Genomic DNA, 20,622 nt, shown 5'->3' with positions numbered 1-20,622 from the left:
TCTTTCAAAAGTTGTGCCATTATAGTTTCCCCATTTTTTCCATCACAAAAAGAACAACTATAGGAATAGCCAGTAATATGACCATTAAAGTGTGATCTATGAACAATTGGGGTTCTTTTATAAGTGTAATCAAATATCCGCCTACAGCGCCCCCAAAATGGGCCGTATGACCAATGTTATCATTCTTAGCTTTCATACCGTAGATAGAATACAATAAATATAAAATTCCAAAAAGATAAGCAGGAATTGGAATAATGAAAAATATTCCTAACATCATATCGGGTTGTAATAATATTGCTGAATATAAAACTCCCGTTACTGCCCCTGAAGCTCCAACTGCTCTATAACTATAATCGTTTTTATGAAAAAGCATGGTCAACAAACTCCCAAAAACTAAACTCCCAAAATAAACTAACACAAACGAGATACTACCTAAATATTCGATAACAACTGGTGCAAAAAAATAAAGCGTAAGCATATTAAAAATCAAATGTGGCAAATCTGCGTGAAGAAAACCAGACGAAACCATTCTTATTTGTTCGCCTGAGCGAATACTTCCAACATGAAATTCGTATTTTCTAAAAAAGGAAAGATCATTAAATCCCTTGTAACTAATTAAAATATTTACAACAATTATTGCAATTAAAATGACATTCATAAAGTTAGTTTATTGTGAATCGTAAATATAGTCATTCTCAAATAACCATACAGTTACTAATCAAAATTTATACGGATGTTCATTTTTGCATTATATTTGTAAAAAAAATTACTGCATGCAATTTCTTATTTTTATTATAGCATATCCTTTTCTTTGGATTGTTTCTATTCTTCCTTTTCGAATTTTCTATTTATTATCTGATGCTATTTATTTTTTAGTCTATTACATCATTGGCTACCGAAAAAAGACAGTAAGAGCAAATCTAGCGATGGCACTACCTCATCTTAGTGATAAAGAACGTCTTATTATAGAGAAAAAATCCTATCACCATTTATGTGATATGTTTTTGGAAATGATTAAAACCATGACCATTTCATCTGAAGAAATGAACAAGAGATTTACAATCACAAATCTGGAAGTGATTGAAGAATATGAGAAGAAAGGAAAAAGCATAATGCTTTTGGCTTCCCATTATGCGAGCTGGGAATGGTTGATTACCCTTAACCAAAAAATAGCATATCAGGGTGTAGGAGTTTATAAAAAAATAAATAATAAATATTTTGACAAACTCATTAGAGATATTCGATCAAAATACAATACACAATTAGTTGTCACCAATAAAACTATTCCATTGATTGCACAAAACCAAAGAGAAAATATTCTTTCTGTATATGGTTTAGCCAGTGATCAATCCCCAAAAGCCGATAGAATATTTCATTGGGACTCTTTCATGGGTATTGAAGTTCCCGTTCACACAGGGGCCGAAATGTTAGCCAAGAAATATGATCTGAATGTTGTTTTTGCAAAAGTAAAAAAAATAAAAAGAGGCTATTATCAAGCAACATTGATTCCTATTACTGATGATCCTAAATCAATTCCGGATTTTGGGATTACACATACTTTTATTCAAGAAGTCGAAAAGCAAATCCTTGAAGCTCCTGAATATTATTTTTGGACACATAAAAGATGGAAACACAGAAAAAAATAATTTCCTGAAAATAAAAAATCACTTATTCAAAAACTACATTGCTTTTGAATAAGTGATTTTTTTATTTGTTAAAGGTCTAATTCCTTAGAACCTCCGTATTATAATGAAAACCAATTTTTAACCAATTCATCTTCTAAAGACTGTGCTTGTTTATGTACAAACTCATTTGTAGTTGAATTGTAATTATAGTCTAAAGCCCAAATTTTATGGTTTTCAGCTAATGCTTTAATTTCATTACAAACAAATTCAATTTCGGCATTAGTGGTTGTAGGATGAATTGACATTCTAATCCAACCCGGTTTTCTAATTAAATCACCCAAGGTAATTTCATCAATGAGTTTATGCGAAGTTTCCTGATCTACGTGCAATAAAAAATGTCCATAAGTCCCCGCACAACTACAACCGCCACGAGTTTGAATTCCGAATTTATCATTCAATAATTTCACTCCCAAATTAAAGTGTAAATCTTCTACAAAGAAAGAGATTACTCCTAACCTATCTCGATGCTGACCGGCAAGAATTTTAATATTTGATATATTTCCAAGAGATTCAAAAACAAAATCAACGATTTCATGTTCTCTTTTCAAAATATTTTCAATTCCCATTTTCTCCTTTAACTGAATAGCCAAAGCTGTTTTTATCACCTGAAGAAATCCTGGAGTTCCACCATCTTCCCTATCTTCAATATTATCAATGTATTTGTGTTCACCCCAAGGATTAGTCCAACTTACCGTTCCTCCGCCTGGACAATCTGGAACCAAATTTTGGTATAATTTTTTATTAAAAACCAAAACACCAGAAGTTCCCGGTCCTCCAAGAAATTTATGGGGCGAAAAGAAAATTGCATCTAAATAACTTTCCAAATCTTCAGGATGCATGTCTATTTTCACATACGGTCCTGAACAGGCAAAATCGACAAAACAAAGTCCGTTATGTTGATGCATTAACTTTGCGGCTTCGTGATAAGGTGTTCTGATTCCAGTAACGTTTGAACAAGAAGTAATAGAAGCTATTTTGAAGCTTCTGTCTTTATATTTTTCTAATAACACTTGTAGATTTACAATACTGAACAATCCATCTTCAGTGGATGGAATTACTTCAACATCAGCAATAGTTTCTAACCAAGATGTTTGATTGGAATGGTGTTCCATGTGTGAAATAAAAACAACAGGTCTCTTTTCGGCAGGAATAGTAATAAAATCCTTCAAATTTTCTGGGACTTTCAAACCCAAAATACGTTGAAACTTATTGACAACACCTGTCATTCCCGTTCCGTCAGTGATTAAAACATCATCATTATTAGCATGTACATGATGTTTAATAATATGTCTAGCTTGATGATAGGCTTTTGTCATAGCTGTTCCCGAAACAGTAGTTTCAGTATGGGTATTGGCCACAAAAGGACCAAACTCATTCATCAATTTCTCTTCAATGGGACGATACAAACGACCACTCGCGGTCCAATCCGTATAGATAATTTGTTTTTGTCCGTAAGGTGATTCAAACTCTTGATTAATTCCAATTATATTCTCACGAAACTGTTGGAAATAAAGTTCTAACTGAGTTGGCTTTTCGATAGTGATCATCATTATTTAATTTGAATCAAAGATATTATTATTTTATTGAATTTATAATTTGAAGGTTTGTTATTTCTAAGTTTCGGCTATTTTTTAAAGATTTTAAAATAATTTTTATTGTCAATGAGGTTTCCCGTAAAGTAATAATAAACAAAGGAAATACTTTTGTAAAATAAATAGAAATCAATCCAATATTCATCAATAAATACCACAAAATTATGAATGATAACAGCGCATTAGAAGAAAAATTACATCATTTATCAGAGGACGAATTAACTCAATATATTTATAACAACGTAGATTCATTAACGACACCAACTTTCAGTGCTTTGAAAAAAGAAATCGCTATAAGAAAAGATTTACCCAATGAAGTTAAAATGTTGATTGGAAATATCCAGGATTTACGAAATCAAAATTTTATCTCGGAGATATTCCCTTATCTCTATTCTAAAAACAAGAAAATAAAAACTGTTGAAGATTTGATTGCCGATTTAAAAAAAAATGAAATTTGCGAACCCGATATTGATTCATTATTAAACCAGTTACCTGAAATTATTGAAAATAATACTACCCAATCAAATCCTGAAAATTCATTAAAAATATTTGGACTATTATTTTGTATCGTTATCTCAATAATATCCTTTAATATTTTTGAAACATCAGGTGTGGTTATTTACATAATTACTGCTCTTACAGTACTTTACATCATTTTTAATGGAAATGATTATTCTCGTATCAATAAATTAAAAATTAACATCGAGTTTTATTTAAAGAGTATGAAACACATTCCTAAAACAGAGTCCGAATTATAAAATAATACCCGTATTTTTTATTTCCCTAAAAAACAATAAAGCTTAATAATACAGTTCAAAATCATCTTCCATATAAATTCCACAAAATGTAAAGTAGCTGACAAAGTATGATTTTGATTCATTTTATATTTGAGTAATCAATTACGAATGAATTAAAATCTATTTTGACAATGAAAAAATTTGTTTTTATACTCCCGCTTTTTCTAATTCTATTTTCTTGTGAAGTCGAAGGTGATTTGACACATAATCCTGAACTAAGTGTTCCAATTCCTGAAAGTACACCTCCTATATTTATAGGTAATTTCACTCCAACCTCAGTAATAACTGTTACTGGTTCAGCCAAAATTTATTTGAATGCCGATAAAAATGAAGTACTATTAAAAAACTTTAGCATTTCTAATGGACCTGATTTAAAAGTATATCTTTCCAAAACAGCTACACCTTCGGATTTTGTGAATTTAGGAAATTTGACTTCCATAAGAGTGTATGTTATTCCTTCACAAGTTGACGTATCGGCCTATAAATATGTCTTGATTCATTGTCAGCAATACAATCATCTTTTTGCAATAGCACAATTATCTAAAAATTAAAACCAAACTCATGAAAAAATTACTATTTAGTGTTGCTATAGCAATATTTAGCAATACGCTATCTTATTCACAAGGTTGTAGTGATGCTGGAATTTGTTCTATTGGACATAGTTTTCAAACATCAGAGAAAGAATTCAAAAATGGGATTGAAATAGGAAGTATTTTTGGCGCTGGAGAAGCCGATGTCACTTATTTTTCACCTTACATAACCTATGCAAAAACTGTGAATGAACGATTATCACTGAGTTCTAAAATCACATATTCAGTCGCAAGCGGAAGTTTTGGTAAACGAGGAGCTTTGGGTGATGGCTATTTGATTGGGAATTACAATTGGAAAAAAAAAAATGAAAACACAATGGAGTACGCTATTAGGATTTAAAATACCTTTTACTAGTTCGAATCAAAAAATTAATGGCTTTTCTCTTCCATTGGATTATCAATCGAGTTTAGGAACTTTTGACTTGATTGTTGGTGCTAATCTCAATTATAAAAAATGGGATTTTAATACTGGAATCCAAATTCCTGTTTTTAATAACAATAAAAATTCCTATTTCAAGGAGTTTTCTGATACAAATGATTTTCCTTCCACTAATTTATTCGAAAGAAAATCAGATGCTTTATTCCGCACTACTTATACGATTCAAACAATTAATAAAAAATTTACTTTCAAACCTAATGTACTATTCATTTATCATTTAGGAGAAGACAGTTTTGAAAATGCTTTTGGAAAAAGGGAAACCATTATAGGCTCCAATGGATTGACTATTAACGGAAATTTGATTGGTGTGTATAGGATTAATTCTAAAAACAGCCTCGAATTATCATTGGCAACACCATTTGTTGTGAGAGATATTAGACCTGACGGATTGACCAGAGAATTTACTGCTGGGTTAATTTATAAAATTTCATTTTAAGCTTACTTTCAAATATATTAAAAAAAATGCCCAAGAAATTCTTGGGCATTTGAATTTTATTGTTTGTAAACCTATAAATCAAAACCTACTGAAAATTGCCAAACTCTGTTTTTTGCTTTCCCGTCATCATATAAATCTCCCAAACCTAAATGGTAGCGTACGCCTAAACTTACTCCAGAATCCGTTTTAAAACCTCCTCCAAAATTAACTCCCCAATCAAAACTATTAGGATCATACTGTTGTGAACTACTAAAAAGTCCGTCATATTCTTCTTTATGCGAAACAGCTAATCCTATTTGTGGTCCTGCTTCTAAAAAGAAGTTTTGAGAAGGATAGGCTTTCAGCATTAGCGGTAAATTGATATAATTCAGTTTTTGGGTAAAAGTCCCACTGCTATTTGTAATTACATATCCTTGTTGAGAATACAACAATTCAGGTTGGATAGAAAAGCTTTCACTTATAAATTCCTCTCCATAAATACCTACGTGAAAGCTATGACGTTGTTCTGTTTCTCCATCTCCATCAAAACTTACCGCAGCTAAATTATATCCTCCTTTTATACCGGCATTCGATTTATGCATTGTTTTCATTTGTGCGTTTATTGAGAATACAATTCCCAAAAATAATGCTATTGTGAAATTCTTCTTTTTCATATTTTTTTTAATTTTTCATTAAATTATTTTCCTCCATTGGCACGAAGATCTGCAAGACATTGTGCATCCAGTTGTGGAGCTGAACCACCAGAAACCATATTAGCAATACCATGGCCAGTTTCCGATGACCAATACATCAAGCAACTTTCTACATTACAATGTTTTGGATGTGAAGTATCTTCATGGTTACTTTGTAAAGGTGCTCCTAAATTAGTAAGCCCTAAAATATGTCCAAACTCATGGCTAATGACTGTAGTCTCTAATAAACTTCTATTAGGCTCAAATGGGCTGTCGCTCAAACCTTGAACTGTTTGTTCATAAATAACCAAAGATGTATTTCTATAAGCTGTACCTAAAATAACGGATGTACTGGTATCATTAATGGATTTACCATCTGTAAAAAATAACCAAACTGCAATTTGATTTGATGTATTGAATTTTGTTCGGTTAGCATCTTCGATTGCTACAATTTCCTTGTCGGTAAAAGTTGCTTTACCAGTTGAAGGAATAGCCCTTTTTACAATACTTATTCCGTTTGGTTTATAAGTTCTAGCATTAAGAAAAGACACAAAATTATTAATAGCAGTTGTTGATGGTTCAAAGCCCTGAACATAAACCACTTCTACAACCATGCTGGTAAACTTTTTATCCGATAATAAATCGTTCGAAGAACTTCCGGTTGTTTGTTTATTAGTAACAGGATTTATAGTTTCACTGGTATCAAGAGCATCATCTTTTGAACAGGACACAAATAGGACTAAACCCATTGTTAGAATTATAATTACTTTTTTCATTATTCCCTTTTGTATTATATGTTTATTTTTAAAGAACAGCTACATTAAGTTCAGAAGCTGTTCTTTAAAAAAGTTCCAACTGAGATATAGCCTATATTTGTTTTAATACTAATGTAACTGCTGCATTAGTTGAACTTTGCAATGTTATTGTTGTAGCAGTAAAACTTGTTACTTTCCAATTATTATTCAATAAAGCAAACGTAGCATTTCCTGAAAAATTTAGTTTTAGAAAAACATCTAATTCTGAGCTTACCGCATAAGTTCCACTCACAGTTGTACCCAATAGATTTGTGGCAGTTACTGATAAATTACTTGCGTAATCTATCGTGAAATCTTTATAATTTGTTGCCGAGTTAACTCCTGCACTAATAAATGAATCTACTTTAAACTTTCCATTAACTAAAATCGTTTCTAATTTTTTTGAATTTTCAACTGCTGCTTTCATCGCTGCTTCTGTCTTTATAGATGCAGTAATAGCTGCTTGCAATTCAGCATCACTCGAAACAGTTGTTTTCGTTCCATCAGCAATTGTAGCTGAAATTGGATAGTTTACTGAAAATAATTCCGTACTGCTTACGTTAGACATATACGTATATAATTGTTGTTCGGATGTGATGACCACACTTCCTGTTTGTTGTAAACTTAAATTATACGTTAAAATTGTAATTGGGAAGCTAATATTTACAGAAGAAATAGCATCTTGACCAGAAGCTTCCGCAGATGTACATGCATTAAGAATAGTATTATACTCGGTTTGATTATTAACGGTGGCCTCTGTATAATTACTTAATCTAACTCTTAAAGGAAATTGGAATACAACGGTATCTTGGTCATTATTAGACTGTCCTAAAATAGTAATAACTTGTTGGTAATCCAATTGACTTAAAAGAGTAACCTGAATCCCATTTACTCTGGCGGATGCCGGCAATACAATAGAAGAACATGATGCCCCGTCCAAGAAATTATCAAATGAACCATCATACATCGAAGTACGTTTCAGGTTAGTTGTTGTAGTGGAGTTCGCCGAATTCGTATTTGGATTTTCTCCCTGTACATCATCAACTTCACTTTGGCATGATGTAAAACCTAAGATAGCCATCAATGCAATTCCTGTAACAATTTTTAATTTTTTCATAATTTTCAAATTTAATGTATTTTTATATTTACAAGCGATGTTTTTTAGCGCCTTTCTATTGGTAAGACAACTACGCTTATTTTTACCCTACCAAAATTTTAAAAAAAATATAAAATTTTACAAATAAATCCATAAAACAATACAAATCAAACAATTATGTTTTAAACTATTTTTCATAAAAAGCAATTGTAATTAACGCAATTGCTTTTTGAAAAAATAATTTACATTTACAGCCTACAAAAAATGAATTAATACTCCATGAGCGACGAAAAAAGTACACTTTGCGACGAAAATCACTTTAGGGATTTTTACCTAAAGCATGTGCAATCTGCAAATAATTTTGCGTATTACAAATGTGGTGATGATGACGCTGCATTAGATTTAGTACAAGATGCGTTTACCAAAATTTGGGAGAATTGTTCCAAAATTGACTTTAGTAAAGTAAAAACGTATTTGTTTACCAGCATTAATAATTTATTTCTAAATACTATAAAGCATCAAAAAGTGGTATTAAGGTATGCTAAAGACGCTCCAAATTTAGACACCAATAATCAAAGTCCTGAATATTTATTCGAAGAAGAAGAATTCAAACAAAAACTTACAAAAGCTATTGCGTCATTGAGTGAAGCTCAGCGAGAAGTATTTTTAATGAATCGAATAGATGGAAAAAAGTACAGAGAAATAGCTGAATTACTCAATATTTCTCAAAAAACTGTAGAAAAAAGAATGTCTGGTGCACTACAAATATTAAAAGCTCAAATAGAAAATATATAAATTAGTCATTCAGCTGTAGGGTAATCTAAACCTTAGTTGTCTTATAAACATAGAGATATAAAATGAAAAATGAAAAAGAAATATTAAAATGGTTAAATAATGAGCTTTCAAGCAAAGATATTGAAGATTTAAAACAATCTGAAGATTTGAAAACACTTGAAAAAATTGCTCATTATGCATCACAATTGGAAACTCCAAAAGTAGATGCCCAAGCTGCCTTGGAAGCTTTTAAGACCAAAAACCATTCTAAAAAGAAAACAAAAGTTAGATCTTTAAATTTCAAAACATTCTATAGAGTAGCCGCTGTTCTGGTTGTTATGTTAACCTCCGCTTATTTCTTATTTTTTAATAACACTAAATCTTTCGAAACTCAAATAGCACAAACAAAAACGATTACACTACCTGATAATTCTGAAGTAATATTAAACTCCGCTTCAAAGTTGACTTTTAATGAAAAAAAATGGGCAGACAAAAGAGATTTGACTTTAGAGGGAGAAGCTTATTTTAAGGTACAAAAAGGGCAAACTTTTAGTGTAAATACAAAGGTTGGAGTAGTAAAAGTTCTGGGAACACATTTTAATGTAAAAGAACGTAAAAACTATTTTGAAGTAAATTGTTATGAAGGATTAGTAAGTGTGACTTACAATAATAAAACCGTTAAATTGCCTTCTGGAAGAACATTCCGAGTTATAAATGGCTCTATTGAAAATGTTGAAGATTTTAATGCCAAAAACCCTTCATGGATTCAACAAGAATCGAGTTTTAATCGAATTCCTTTAGATCAGGTTATTGCAGAACTAGAGCGTCAGTATGATATAAAAATTAAAGTAGAAGGTGTGGATACTTCAAAACTCTTTACGGGTAGTTTTACACATACTGACAAAAAAATAGCCCTTCAAGCAGTTACAATTCCGCTTAAATTAAGTTACAGAATTGAAGGCAAAACCGTTATATTTTACAATTATGATGTTAAATAAATGGCTGGTTTATCTGCTACTTTGCATTGGAAGTATTTGTTATGGACAAAATACGGCTAAAAAAACAGCTCTAACTGAGGTTATTGTTTCCATCGAAAAACAATTTGATATTAAGTTTTCGTACGCTGTAGAGGATATAGCCGCTATTGCAATTGAAAAACCGAATCCTTCATTTACATTACAAGAAACAATTGATTACCTAAACTCGAAAACACTTTTAAATTTCAAAGCTTTAGACAATCGATATATTACCGTTTCGGTCATAAACAAAACAATATCCGTTTGTGGCATTGTTTTATCCAACGAAAAAAAAACGCCTCTTATTGGTGCTTCAGTAGTTGTAAATGACATTGGAAGAAGTGTAATTACAAATGAAAATGGTAAATTCAATTTACCGAATATTCCAATAAATGCAACGCTAACTATTTCCTATCTGGGTTTTGAATCCAGACAATTGGCGGCAAAGGAGTTATTTTCAGCACAAAATAATTGCAAAGAAATTATTCTTTCCACAAAAAATGAAGAGTTGAATCAGGTTTTGATAAATGTCTATTTAACGCCTGGATTACAAAAATATTTAGATGGAAGCACTGTTTTAAACACTAAAAAATTTGGTATTCTTCCTGGATTAATAGAACCCGATATTTTGCAATCTATACAAGCGCTTCCCGGGGTTGAAAGTACCAATGAAAGTATTGCTAATATCAACGTTCGTGGCGGAACAAACGATCAAAATTTAGTGCTTTGGGATAATATAAAAATGTATCATTCCGGTCATTTCTTCGGGTTAATATCCGCTTACAACCCGAATCTTACCAACAAAGTAATCGTTAGTAAAAACGGAACAAGTGCGGAATACAGCGATGGTGTTTCCAGTACGATAAACATGCAAACCAAAGACGATGTTGCAACCGTTTTTTCTGGTGGCGGAGGAATTAATTTAATAAGTGCCGATGCCTTTTTAGAAATTCCAATAACTAAAAAATTAGAGTTACATATTTCAGGACGTCGCTCCATCACTGATTTATTCAAATCTCCAACTTACACTAAATATTTTGAACGAAGTTTTCAAGACACTGAAATCAATGCAGATAGCAACCAAAAGAATACTTCTTCTGATTTTTACTTCTATGATTATACTGCTAAATTACTTTTTGATTTGAATGAAAAACATCAGTTTAGAGCCAACATTATAGGGATCAATAACGCTTTAGATTATTCGGAACGAAACACTTCAAACTCAAACGAAACCGAATCTAAAGTCAGTACTTTATCTCAAAAAAATATTGGTTACGGAGGAAATTGGAAAGCGCAATGGAGTCCTAAATTAAGTACGAACCTAATCACTTATTTTTCCAGATATAACATAAACGCTACTGATTTAAGAGAAGAAACAGACCAACGTTTAACGGAAGCCAATGAAGTTCTTGAAACAGGAACAAAACTCAATACTCAATATAAAACAAATGATAACTTAAATTTCTTGTTTGGGTACCAATTCAATGAAACGGGGATGTTAAATCAAACCACTGTTAGTGCTCCGTTTTACTCTAGTACGAAAAAAGATGTTTTATTGAATCAGGCCTTATTTTCTGAGGTGGAATACAACAAGAATAATACCTATTTGAGAGTTGGATTGCGGTTGAATTATTTTCAAAAATTTGAAAAGCTTTTGGTCGAGCCAAGAATAAACATCAGACAAAAATTATCAAATGAATTTGCTTTAAAATTAGAAGGCGAATTTAAAAATCAATCTACTACCCAAATAGTTGATTTTGAAGATAATTTTTTAGGTGTCGAAAAAAGACGTTGGGTTTTAGTCAACGATAAAGACATTCCGATTGCAACGAGCAAACAAGGTTCTTTTGGTGTAGAATTCAATCAAAACAAACTGAATATTGAGGCTACGGGTTTTTATAAAATTGTAGATGGCATTACGGCTTCCAATCAAGGTTTTTATAACAGTTTTCAGTTTAATAATGCGAATGGAAGTTACATTGCAAAAGGTTTGGAATTTTTAGCCAATAAAACAGCTTATCAATATAGCGTTTGGGTAAGTTACACTTTTAGTAAAAACGACTATGAATTTGATACTTTTACACCTTCAACTTTCCCTAATAATGTAGATATAAGGCATTCTGTATCTTTAGGTTTCTATTACAATATATTTAAAAATCTAAAAATAGCTGTTGGCGGTATTTGGAGAAATGGTCAGCCTTATACAAAACCAATTGAAGGCAAAGAAACCATCCAAAAGGGAAATACTACAATGGTAAATTATGATTCGCCAAACAGTGAAACTCTAGCTGATTTTATGCGTTTAGACGCTTCCTTAAATTATAATTTCAACCTGTCTCAATTTATTAAAGCTTCGTTTACTGTGGGTGTAATTAATGCTACCAATCAAGATAATGTTATCAATAGGTATTACAAAGTTAATCCAAATGACTCTAATGATGCTGTTCAAGTAAATAACAAATCATTAGGCTTAACGCCAAATATAAGTTTTAGAGTAAATTTTTAATTCCATTTTATATCGTATAAAAAACATAAAACCCTTTCAAATTCTATTTTGAAAGGGTTCTTTTTATTTGAAATTTGGAATTAAGTAATGGCTGAAATTTAATATCGTATTTTAATAAAGCTCTTAATTTCTTTGCCACAAATTTCACAGATTCGCACAGATTAATTCGTTATATAGCTTTAAAAATCTTTTAATCCTCCCAATCTGTGGCAAAAACTCTTTTTAATAATTGCGACAATATATCTTTCTTGGAACTTATATTCCTGCTATAGCTTTTATCTCATCTATGATTCTTAGTGCTAAAGTATCTGCTTTTTCTTGAGAAGCGGCTTCGGTATAAATACGAATAATTGGCTCCGTATTCGATTTTCTAAGATGAACCCAGTTTTCGGTAAAATCAATTTTCACTCCGTCAATAGTGGTAATATCTTCATTTTTGTATTTTTCTGTCATGGCAACAAGAATCGCATCAACATCAATTTGTGGTGTCAATTCGATTTTGTTTTTGCTCATGTAATATTCCGGATATGAAGCACGCAAAGCAGAAACCGTCATTTTTTTGTTCGCCAAATGCGTTAAAAATAGCGCCACTCCCACCAAACTATCACGACCGTAATGCAACTCAGGATAAATTATTCCGCCGTTTCCTTCACCACCTATTACTGCATTATTCTTCTTCATTAATTCCACTACATTTACTTCACCTACTGCACTGGCTTCATAGCTTCCGTTATGAATATTAGTTACATCACGCAATGCACGGGAAGACGACATATTAGATACCGTGTTTCCTGGTGTTTTACTCAAAACATAATCGGCGCAAGCCACCAAAGTGTATTCTTCGCCAAACATTTCACCGTCTTCACAAATGAAAGCCAAGCGATCAACATCAGGATCAACAACAATCCCTAAATCAGCTTTTTCTTTTACTACCAATTCTGAAATATCAGTCAAATGTTCTTTTAAAGGTTCCGGATTATGAGGAAAATGTCCGTTCGGTTCACAATATAATTCTACTACTTCAACGCCCATTAATTCCAATAATCTTGGAATAATAATTCCTCCCGATGAATTCACGCCATCAACCACTACTTTGAATTTAGCCGCTTTTACGGCATCAACATCTACCAAAGGCAAATTTAATACTTCATCAATATGAATATCCATGTACGCATCGTTAACCATAATAACGCCTAAATCATCCACATCCGAGAAATCAAAAGCTTCAGCCTCTGCTATTTCAAGAATTTTAAGTCCTTCTTCGCCATTCAGAAATTCTCCTTTTTCATTTAATAATTTCAAGGCATTCCATTGTTTTGGATTGTGCGAAGCAGTAAGGATAATTCCACCCTCGGCTTTTTCTAACGGAACGGCCACTTCAACAGTTGGCGTTGTCGAAAGACCTAAATCAATCACGTCAATTCCTAAACCTATTAAAGTGTTTACCACTAAATTATGAATCATTGGTCCCGAAATACGGGCGTCACGACCTACAACAACAGTTATTTTTTCTTTTCCTATATATTTTTTCAACCAAGTTCCGTACGCCGAAGCAAATTTAACAGCATCAACTGGTGTAAGATTATCACCAACTTTACCTCCTATTGTCCCACGAATTCCTGATATTGATTTTATTAAAGTCATTATTAGTATTTTAAATTTTGAAATATAAATTTTTAATTTGATCACAAATATAATAATTGACAGTTTACAATAGTCATTTATAATTCATAAATTAGGCGAATGAATTTTCTAGCACACATATACCTTTCCGGAGATAACGATTTAATAAAAATTGGCAATTTCATGGCCGATGGAATTCGTGGAAAACATTTTGAAAGTTACCCTACTGATGTTCAAAAAGGAATCATTCTTCACCGTGCCATTGACACTTTTACCGATGCGCATCCCATTTTTAGACAAAGCACCAAAAAACTGCATGAAAAATACCATCATTATGCGGGTGTCATTGTGGATGTTTTTTACGATCATTTTTTGGCAAAAAACTGGAACACGTATTCTGATGAGAAATTGGAGGAATTTGTAGCACGTTTTTATCAATCCTTACAAGACAATACTGCAATTCTATCTGAAAGAACTAAGGGAATGATGCCTTACATGATTGAACACAATTGGCTGGTGAGTTATCAAACAGTCGAAGGAATCAATCGGATTTTGACACAAATGGATCATCGCACCAAAAATGAATCCAAAATGCGCTTTGCTGCAAATGAACTTTCGGAATTTTATTCGGAATTTGAAACCGAGTTTAGCGAGTTTTTTAAAGAATTAATATTATTTTCGAATGATAAAATAATGACCTTATGAAAAAAATACTATTTCTCCTTGCCTTTGCTGTTTTGGGTTGTAAATCGAATGAAAAAACTGTTGAACCAACTGGTTTAGTAACTTCAAAAGCTATGGTGGTTTCTGCTCGCGACGAAGCTTCGCAAATTGGAATTGACATCATGAAAAAGGGCGGAAACGCTTTTGATGCTATGGTAGCAACTGAACTGGCTTTGGCGGTTTCACATCCACAGGCAGGAAATATTGGCGGTGGTGGTTTCATGGTTTTCAGAAAAGCAAATAGTGAAACAGGTGCTCTCGATTACAGAGAAAAAGCACCTTTGGCAGCCACTAAAGAGATGTATCTGGATGAAAACGGAAATGTAATTGAAGGCAAAAGTAGAGAAACCGCTTTGGCGTCGGGAATTCCGGGTACTATTGCAGGAATATTCGAAGTGCATAAAAAATATGGTTCTCTCTCAATAAGTGAAATATTAAAACCTGTAATTGCTCTGGCAGAAAGAGGTGTTGTTGTGACTAAATTTCAAGCACAAAGTTTAGCTGATTATAGAGCTTCTTTCATCAAGGCTAACGGACGTAACAGTTTGTTTTCGAAAAAATATAAGGAAAATGATACTATCAAATACCCAGCATTGGCAGCCACTTTAAAACGAATTGCCATAAACGGTCGTGATGAATTTTATAATGGAGAAACTGCTCAAAAATTAGTTGCTTTTTTGGCTAAAAAAGGCGGAAATGTAACTATGGAAGATTTGAAAAAATACCAAGCAAAATGGAGGACTCCCATTACATTTCAATATAAAGAATTAAAGATTACTTCAATGTCTCCGCCAAGCAGCGGCGGAATTTGTTTGAATCAAATCATGAAAATGATTGAACCTTATAACCTTTCACAAATGGGTCATAATAGTCAAAAAACGATTCAAGTAATCACGGAAGCGGAACGAAGAGCCTATGCTGACCGTAACTATTTCTTAGGAGATCCTGATTTTGTAAAACTTCCTATGAAAGAATTAGTGGATCCAACCTATTTAGAAAAGAGAATGAGTGATTTCTCTTTTGATAAAGCTTCAAAATCTTCGGATATTGCTCACGGGGAAATCAAAGGATATGAAAGCAAACAAACCACACATTATTCAATTGTGGATACGAAAGGGAATGCAGTATCAGTAACGACTACTTTAAATGACAATTATGGTTCAAAAATATATTGTGATGAATTGGGTTTCTTTTTAAACAATCAAATGGATGATTTTAGCGCTAAACCCGGAGTTCCAAATTTGTATGGACTTACAGGAACCGAAGCCAATAGCATCGCTCCGGAAAAAAGAATGTTAAGTTCTATGTCGCCAACAATTGTTGAGAAAGACGGTAAACTTTTCATGGTTGTAGGAACTCCGGGAGGTTCCACCATTATCACTTCCGTTTTACAAACGATATTGAATGTCTATGAATTTGGGATGAGCATGCAGGAAGCAGTAAATGCTCCTAGATTTCATCATCAGTGGTTACCCGATGAAATTACATTTGAACCGAATTCTTTCGATAAAGAATTATTGGATAATTTGAAGAAAAAAGGATACATCATAAATGAAAAAAATAAGGAAATCATTGGCGAAGTAGATGCAGTTTTAGTTCTTCCAAATGGTAAACTAGAAGGTGGCGCAGATAAAAGAGGTGATAATAGAGCCGTTGGTTTTTAAATTTATACTATTTCGAATGAAAAAAATTATTATTCTACTAAGTGTTTTTTCTATTGGTTGCAAAACCCAAAATGTTATGGTAAAACCTACTGGACTGGTTGCTAATAAAGCAATGGTGGTTTCGGCACGTGAAGAAGCTTCAAAAATAGGTGTTGAAATCATGAGAAAAGGCGGTAATGCTTTTGATGCGATGGTTGCAACCGAATTAGCTTTAGCCGTTGCTTACCCGTTTGCAGGTAATCTTGGAGGCGGCGGTTTTATGGTCTATCGAAAAGCAAATGGAGAAATTGGTTCTTTGGATTACCGCGAAAAAGCACCATTAGCAGCCACAAAAGACATGTTTCTGGATGAAAAAGGAAATGTTATAAAAGGGAAAAGTACTGAATCTCCTCTTGCTATTGGAGTACCCGGAACGATTGCCGGCGTTTTTGCAGTTCATGAAAAATTGGGTTCATTACCGATTGAAGAAATTCTGAAACCTGTAATAGCATTAGCAGAAAAAGGTGTTATTGTTTCCAAAAAACAAGAAGACCGCTTAAATTCTTATAGAGCAAAAATCGTAAAAATAAATGGCGACAAAACTTTATTTGCAACTGCTTTCAAAGAAAATGATGTAATAAAATATCCTGCGCTGGCAGAGACATTAAAAAGGATTTCAAAAAATGGTCGAGATGAATTTTACAAAGGTGAGACAGCTAAAATATTAGTAAAATACCTAAAGGAAAAAGGAGCGATAATCACCTTGGAAGATTTGGCAGAATACGAAGCCAAATGGAGAACACCTCTTACTTTTAATTACAAAGATTTAAAAGTAATCTCCATGCCTCCACCTAGCAGCGGCGGAATTTGTCTGGCCGAAATATTCAAAATGATTGAACCCTATAATCTGGCAAAAAGGGGGCATAATTCAACAGAAGCCATTCAAGTTATTGTTGAAGCAGAAAGAAGGGCTTATGCAGACAGAAGTTATTTTCTGGGCGATCCTGATTTTGTAAAAATTCCTTTAAAAGCTTTAATGTCTGATGATTATTTAAAACAAAGAATGTCAAATTTCAGTTTTGAAAAAGCGACTTTATCATCGGAAATAAAAGAAGGAAAGGTAAATTATAATGAAAGTACAGAGACTACCCATTATTCTATTGTAGATCAATTTGGTAATGCAGTTTCGTCAACTACTACTTTAAACGACGGTTATGGTTCTAAATACTATTGTGATGAATTGGGCTTTTTTCTAAATAATGAAATGGATGATTTCAGTGCTAAACCAGGTGAACCGAATATGTTTGGGTTGGTAGGAAACGAAGCCAACAGCATTGCTCCTCAAAAAAGAATGTTGAGTTCTATGACACCAACAATTGTTGAGAAAAACGGAAAATTATTTATGGTTGTGGGTTCCCCTGGCGGTTCTACGATAATCACATCCGTATTGCAAACGATATTAAATGTTTATGAATATCGTTTGAGTATGCAGGAATCCGTAAACGCACCCCGTTTTCACCACCAATGGTTACCGGATTTAATCACTTTTGAGCCTAATACTTTCGACACGAAAACCTTTGAAACCTTGAAATCAAAAGGATATCTTATCAATGAAAAAACAACACCGGTTATTGGTAAAGTAGACGCTATTTTGGCTTTGCCAAATAAAACTTTAGAAGGTGGAGCCGATTTTAGAGGAGATGATAAAGCAGTTGGATTTTAGACCGATGAGTTTTGTAAACACGCTTGAATTAGCTTTCCAAAAACATTGCAATCCTGAAAATGCTTTGTCAATGTCAAAATACATGAAAAATAATTTTCCTTTTTTTGGAATAAAAACAGAAGACCGAAGACGTCTTTTTACAACAATTTGGAAAGAAAACAAACAAGAAGTTACCGAAAATGCAAGAGAAATTGCAATTGCTTTATATTCGAAACAACAGCGGGAATTCCATTATTGCGCTATAGAAATTTTGATAAAAGAACTTAAAGGAAATTATAAAAAAGAAGATATTCAACTCATCGAAAAATTAATTGTTACAAATACTTGGTGGGACAGCGTCGATACGATTGCGAAATACATTTTAGGAGAATATTTATTGGAATTTCCATTAGAAACCAAAAATGTAATAGAACGATTTTCAAAGTCAGAGAATATGTGGTTGAACCGAAGTGCCATTTTATTCCAATTGGGTTATAAACAAAAAACGGACACTACTTTTTTATTTTCAGAATGTTTAAAACAAGCTCATTCTAAGGAATTTTTTATTCAAAAAGCAATTGGCTGGGCTTTACGGGAATATGCAAAAACAAATCCCGATGCGGTTAAGAATTTTGTTTTAAACCATAATTTAAAACCATTAAGTACAAAAGAAGCATTAAAAAATATTTGTTGCGGTTAAAATAGTAGTAATTTTGCACCCTTTTAAAAAATTATAATGTTCAAAAAATTTTTATCCAAGTTAGAAACAATAATAGCTTTTGCGCAATCCATGTTAACGCCAAAGCAGTTTATCTTTTTATCGGCTGTTTTAGTTGGCATTTCCGCTGCTTTTGCCGTTATCGTTTTAAAAACTTTTGCACACTGGGTTTTCTCTTTTGCCACGTATGTCAGTGGAATTTTAAAATTGGGATTCGTCAATAGTATTTTGCCCATAATAGGTATTTTACTTACTGTTTTTGTAGTAAAAAGAGTTTTGGGTGGTACTATTGAAAAAGGAACCTCACAGATTTTGTATATCGTTGCAAAAAAAGCTAGTATTATTCCAAAAAAACAAATGTATGCCCAAATCATTACGAGTTCGCTTACAGTTGGTTTAGGTGGTTCTGCTGGTTTAGAAAGTCCAATTGTAATTACAGGTGCTGCGTTTGGTTCCAATTATGCACAACGTTACAAATTAAGTTATAAAGACAGAACCTTGCTAATTGGTTGTGGTGTCGCAGCTGGTGTCGCAGCAGCGTTCAACGCACCAATTGCTGGTGTATTATTTGCAATTGAAGTGCTGCTGGTTGATGTAAGTATTTCAGCTTTTACACCAATTATGATTGCTGCTGCAACTGGTGCATTAGTATCTGTAATCGTTTTAGATGAAAGTATTTTATTGTCTTTCAAACAGCAACAAACATTTGATTTTCACAACATTCCTTTTTACATCCTTCTTGGTATTTTTACAGGGTTTATTTCGGTTTATTATTCCAGAAACTTTGCTAGGATAGAACATTTTTTCGCTCGACTTAAATTATCTTCTTATAAAAAAGCATTATTTGGTGCTTCAATATTGGCAATTATAATCTTTGTTTTTCCAACACTTTTTGGCGAAGGTTACGAGAGTATTAAAACTTTATCCGAAAATGATCCGGGACAGTTACTTGAAAATACACTTTTCAGTGGATTTAGAAATAACAGTTGGGCACTTTTGATATTTATTGGTTTAACAATGATGTTGAAAGTTTTTGCAACTGGAATTACTTTAGGTTGTGGTGGTAATGGTGGTAACTTTGCTCCTTCCCTATTTCTGGGTTCTTATGTGGGCTTTTTCTTTTCGAAATTTCTAAATCTAACGGGATTGACCAAATTACCTATCAGTAATTTTACAATGGTTGGAATGGCAGGAATTTTAAGTGGATTATTTCATGCGCCTTTAACAGCTATCTTCTTAATTGCTGAAATCACTGGAGGTTATAATTTAATGATTCCGCTTATGATTGTTGCTTCAATCAGTTTTGCAATTTCAAAACGTTTTGAAAAACATTCCATGGATGTAAAGAGTTTAGCGGCAAAAGGACATGCCTTTACAAGTAACAAAGACTCTAATATTCTTACGACATTAGACACCAACTCCATCATTCAAACAGATTATTTGACCGTTTCTCCTGATGAAAATTTAGAACGTTTAGTCGATTTAATTTCGCACTCAAATCAGGTTATTTTTGCTGTTGTCGATAATGATCAAAAAATGGTTGGTATTGTCCATTTTAATACAATCAGAGAAATTATTTTTAATCAATATCGCGTAAAATATACGTTGGTAAAAGAAGTTATGATTCAACCCATAGAAATCATTACTCCGAATGACAGTATGGAAACTGTAATGAATAAATTTGAAAATGCGAAAGTGGTATTTCTTCCCGTAATAAAAGACGGCAAATACTATGGTTTTATCTCAAAATCTGTTGCTCTGGAAGCCTACAGAACTAAATTAAAATCTATGACGATTGAATAAATTTTAATTTTTCT

Annotated in this window: 19 protein-coding genes; 13 read left to right on the top strand and 6 right to left on the bottom strand. The window is 32.6% G+C overall.

Translation table 11 applies throughout. The features are described 5' to 3' along the window. Positions 1-19 precede the first annotated feature (19 nt). The gene (locus tag ACM55I_RS06455) at positions 20-658 is read right to left on the bottom strand and encodes a rhomboid family intramembrane serine protease (protein ID WP_416845935.1); all 639 of its coding nucleotides are present in this window, start codon (positions 656-658) and stop codon (positions 20-22) included. Positions 659-773: 115 nt separating this feature from the next. Here ACM55I_RS06455 and ACM55I_RS06450 point away from each other — a divergent pair, with 115 nt between their 5' ends. After that, positions 774-1,646, top strand: a complete 873-nt coding sequence (locus ACM55I_RS06450) for a lysophospholipid acyltransferase family protein (RefSeq protein ID WP_416845934.1) — start codon at positions 774-776, stop codon at positions 1,644-1,646. Positions 1,647-1,744: 98 nt separating this feature from the next. Here the strand turns inward: ACM55I_RS06450 and ACM55I_RS06445 are convergent, their stop codons facing one another. Beyond that, positions 1,745-3,232: an aminotransferase class V-fold PLP-dependent enzyme gene (locus ACM55I_RS06445; protein WP_416845998.1), complete on the bottom strand. Its 1,488-nt coding sequence runs from the start codon at positions 3,230-3,232 to the stop codon at positions 1,745-1,747. Positions 3,233-3,441: 209 nt separating this feature from the next. Here ACM55I_RS06445 and ACM55I_RS06440 point away from each other — a divergent pair, with 209 nt between their 5' ends. The 4 genes from ACM55I_RS06440 to ACM55I_RS06425 all read left to right on the top strand — a co-directional run bounded on the left by ACM55I_RS06440 (position 3,442) and on the right by ACM55I_RS06425 (position 5,539). Continuing rightward, positions 3,442-4,035, top strand: a complete 594-nt coding sequence (locus ACM55I_RS06440; RefSeq protein WP_416845933.1) for a hypothetical protein — start codon at positions 3,442-3,444, stop codon at positions 4,033-4,035. A 170-nt stretch (positions 4,036-4,205) separates the two neighbouring features. Beyond that, entirely contained in the window at positions 4,206-4,625 is a 420-nt protein-coding gene (locus ACM55I_RS06435; RefSeq protein ID WP_416845932.1) for a DM13 domain-containing protein, read from the top strand. A gap of 10 nt (positions 4,626-4,635) precedes the next feature. Continuing rightward, positions 4,636-5,004: a hypothetical protein gene (locus ACM55I_RS06430; protein ID WP_416845931.1), complete on the top strand. Its 369-nt coding sequence runs from the start codon at positions 4,636-4,638 to the stop codon at positions 5,002-5,004. Continuing rightward, positions 4,970-5,539: a hypothetical protein gene (locus ACM55I_RS06425; protein WP_416845930.1), complete on the top strand. Its 570-nt coding sequence runs from the start codon at positions 4,970-4,972 to the stop codon at positions 5,537-5,539. The genes ACM55I_RS06430 and ACM55I_RS06425 overlap by 35 nt, the downstream gene beginning before the upstream one ends. A 71-nt stretch (positions 5,540-5,610) precedes the next feature. On the opposite strand, the gene ACM55I_RS06420 is transcribed toward ACM55I_RS06425, so the two are convergent. The 3 genes from ACM55I_RS06420 to ACM55I_RS06410 form a co-directional block, all read right to left on the bottom strand. Then, the gene (locus ACM55I_RS06420; RefSeq protein ID WP_416845929.1) at positions 5,611-6,192 is read right to left on the bottom strand and encodes a porin family protein; all 582 of its coding nucleotides are present in this window, start codon (positions 6,190-6,192) and stop codon (positions 5,611-5,613) included. Between the two features lie 23 nt (positions 6,193-6,215). Beyond that, the gene (locus ACM55I_RS06415; protein ID WP_416845928.1) at positions 6,216-6,986 is read right to left on the bottom strand and encodes a membrane metalloprotease; all 771 of its coding nucleotides are present in this window, start codon (positions 6,984-6,986) and stop codon (positions 6,216-6,218) included. A gap of 91 nt (positions 6,987-7,077) precedes the next feature. Beyond that, on the bottom strand, positions 7,078-8,121 hold the full coding sequence (locus ACM55I_RS06410) for a hypothetical protein (RefSeq protein WP_416845927.1): 1,044 nt from the start codon (positions 8,119-8,121) through the stop codon (positions 7,078-7,080). A gap of 258 nt (positions 8,122-8,379) precedes the next feature. On the opposite strand from ACM55I_RS06410, the gene ACM55I_RS06405 reads away from it, so the two are divergent. The 3 genes from ACM55I_RS06405 to ACM55I_RS06395 all read left to right on the top strand — a co-directional run bounded on the left by ACM55I_RS06405 (position 8,380) and on the right by ACM55I_RS06395 (position 12,396). Further along, positions 8,380-8,895 (top strand): RNA polymerase sigma factor, encoded by a 516-nt coding sequence (locus ACM55I_RS06405; protein ID WP_416845926.1) that lies wholly within the window; start codon positions 8,380-8,382, stop codon positions 8,893-8,895. 62 nt (positions 8,896-8,957) lie between these two features. After that, positions 8,958-9,872: a FecR family protein gene (locus ACM55I_RS06400; protein ID WP_416845925.1), complete on the top strand. Its 915-nt coding sequence runs from the start codon at positions 8,958-8,960 to the stop codon at positions 9,870-9,872. Continuing rightward, the gene (locus ACM55I_RS06395) at positions 9,859-12,396 is read left to right on the top strand and encodes a TonB-dependent receptor plug domain-containing protein (RefSeq protein WP_416845924.1); all 2,538 of its coding nucleotides are present in this window, start codon (positions 9,859-9,861) and stop codon (positions 12,394-12,396) included. Before ACM55I_RS06400 ends, ACM55I_RS06395 begins: the two co-directional genes overlap by 14 nt. A 255-nt stretch (positions 12,397-12,651) precedes the next feature. Here the strand turns inward: ACM55I_RS06395 and glmM are convergent, their stop codons facing one another. Next, a complete protein-coding gene (glmM, locus tag ACM55I_RS06390; RefSeq protein WP_416845923.1) occupies positions 12,652-14,040 on the bottom strand; it encodes a phosphoglucosamine mutase in 1,389 nt (462 codons plus the stop codon). 99 nt (positions 14,041-14,139) lie between these two features. Here glmM and ACM55I_RS06385 point away from each other — a divergent pair, with 99 nt between their 5' ends. Genes ACM55I_RS06385 through ACM55I_RS06365 form a run of 5 tightly spaced genes read left to right on the top strand, consistent with a single transcriptional unit; the run spans position 14,140 to position 20,608 of the window. After that, complete coding sequence (locus ACM55I_RS06385; protein WP_416845922.1) at positions 14,140-14,724, top strand: acyl carrier protein phosphodiesterase; 585 nt, start codon at positions 14,140-14,142, stop codon at positions 14,722-14,724. Then, complete coding sequence (gene ggt, locus ACM55I_RS06380; protein WP_416845921.1) at positions 14,721-16,406, top strand: gamma-glutamyltransferase; 1,686 nt, start codon at positions 14,721-14,723, stop codon at positions 16,404-16,406. Before ACM55I_RS06385 ends, ggt (ACM55I_RS06380) begins: the two co-directional genes overlap by 4 nt. A gap of 16 nt (positions 16,407-16,422) precedes the next feature. Next, positions 16,423-18,108 carry a gamma-glutamyltransferase gene (ggt, locus tag ACM55I_RS06375; protein ID WP_416845920.1) on the top strand — a complete coding sequence of 562 codons (1,686 nt, stop codon included), beginning with the start codon at positions 16,423-16,425 and terminating at the stop codon, positions 18,106-18,108. After that, positions 18,065-18,787 (top strand): DNA alkylation repair protein, encoded by a 723-nt coding sequence (locus ACM55I_RS06370; protein ID WP_416845919.1) that lies wholly within the window; start codon positions 18,065-18,067, stop codon positions 18,785-18,787. The genes ggt (ACM55I_RS06375) and ACM55I_RS06370 overlap by 44 nt, the downstream gene beginning before the upstream one ends. A 36-nt stretch (positions 18,788-18,823) precedes the next feature. Further along, positions 18,824-20,608, top strand: a complete 1,785-nt coding sequence (locus ACM55I_RS06365; protein ID WP_416845918.1) for a chloride channel protein — start codon at positions 18,824-18,826, stop codon at positions 20,606-20,608. The last annotated feature ends 14 nt before the right edge of the window (positions 20,609-20,622 follow it).

Source organism: Flavobacterium algoris, assembly GCF_048158525.1.
Lineage (GTDB): Bacteria > Bacteroidota > Bacteroidia > Flavobacteriales > Flavobacteriaceae > Flavobacterium > Flavobacterium algoris.
The sequence above is the reverse complement of the archived record's forward strand: the minus strand, read 5'-3'. Positions and strand labels throughout refer to the sequence as shown.

Excerpts from the sequence above, each read along its gene's own strand:
- ACM55I_RS06425 (WP_416845930.1), top strand. The coding sequence starts at position 4,970 with ATGAAAACACAATGGAGTACGCTATTAGGATTTAAAATACCTTTTACT.
- ACM55I_RS06435 (WP_416845932.1), top strand. The coding sequence starts at position 4,206 with ATGAAAAAATTTGTTTTTATACTCCCGCTTTTTCTAATTCTATTTTCT.
- ACM55I_RS06415 (WP_416845928.1), bottom strand. The coding sequence starts at position 6,986 with ATGAAAAAAGTAATTATAATTCTAACAATGGGTTTAGTCCTATTTGTG.
- ACM55I_RS06445 (WP_416845998.1), bottom strand. The coding sequence starts at position 3,232 with ATGATCACTATCGAAAAGCCAACTCAGTTAGAACTTTATTTCCAACAG.
- glmM (WP_416845923.1), bottom strand. The coding sequence starts at position 14,040 with ATGACTTTAATAAAATCAATATCAGGAATTCGTGGGACAATAGGAGGT.
- ACM55I_RS06450 (WP_416845934.1), top strand. The coding sequence starts at position 774 with ATGCAATTTCTTATTTTTATTATAGCATATCCTTTTCTTTGGATTGTT.
- ACM55I_RS06365 (WP_416845918.1), top strand. The coding sequence starts at position 18,824 with ATGTTCAAAAAATTTTTATCCAAGTTAGAAACAATAATAGCTTTTGCG.
- ACM55I_RS06385 (WP_416845922.1), top strand. The coding sequence starts at position 14,140 with ATGAATTTTCTAGCACACATATACCTTTCCGGAGATAACGATTTAATA.
- ggt (WP_416845921.1), top strand. The coding sequence starts at position 14,721 with ATGAAAAAAATACTATTTCTCCTTGCCTTTGCTGTTTTGGGTTGTAAA.
- ACM55I_RS06395 (WP_416845924.1), top strand. The coding sequence starts at position 9,859 with ATGATGTTAAATAAATGGCTGGTTTATCTGCTACTTTGCATTGGAAGT.
- ACM55I_RS06455 (WP_416845935.1), bottom strand. The coding sequence starts at position 658 with ATGAATGTCATTTTAATTGCAATAATTGTTGTAAATATTTTAATTAGT.
- ACM55I_RS06430 (WP_416845931.1), top strand. The coding sequence starts at position 4,636 with ATGAAAAAATTACTATTTAGTGTTGCTATAGCAATATTTAGCAATACG.
- ggt (WP_416845920.1), top strand. The coding sequence starts at position 16,423 with ATGAAAAAAATTATTATTCTACTAAGTGTTTTTTCTATTGGTTGCAAA.
- ACM55I_RS06410 (WP_416845927.1), bottom strand. The coding sequence starts at position 8,121 with ATGAAAAAATTAAAAATTGTTACAGGAATTGCATTGATGGCTATCTTA.
- ACM55I_RS06400 (WP_416845925.1), top strand. The coding sequence starts at position 8,958 with ATGAAAAATGAAAAAGAAATATTAAAATGGTTAAATAATGAGCTTTCA.
- ACM55I_RS06420 (WP_416845929.1), bottom strand. The coding sequence starts at position 6,192 with ATGAAAAAGAAGAATTTCACAATAGCATTATTTTTGGGAATTGTATTC.
- ACM55I_RS06405 (WP_416845926.1), top strand. The coding sequence starts at position 8,380 with ATGAGCGACGAAAAAAGTACACTTTGCGACGAAAATCACTTTAGGGAT.
- ACM55I_RS06440 (WP_416845933.1), top strand. The coding sequence starts at position 3,442 with ATGAATGATAACAGCGCATTAGAAGAAAAATTACATCATTTATCAGAG.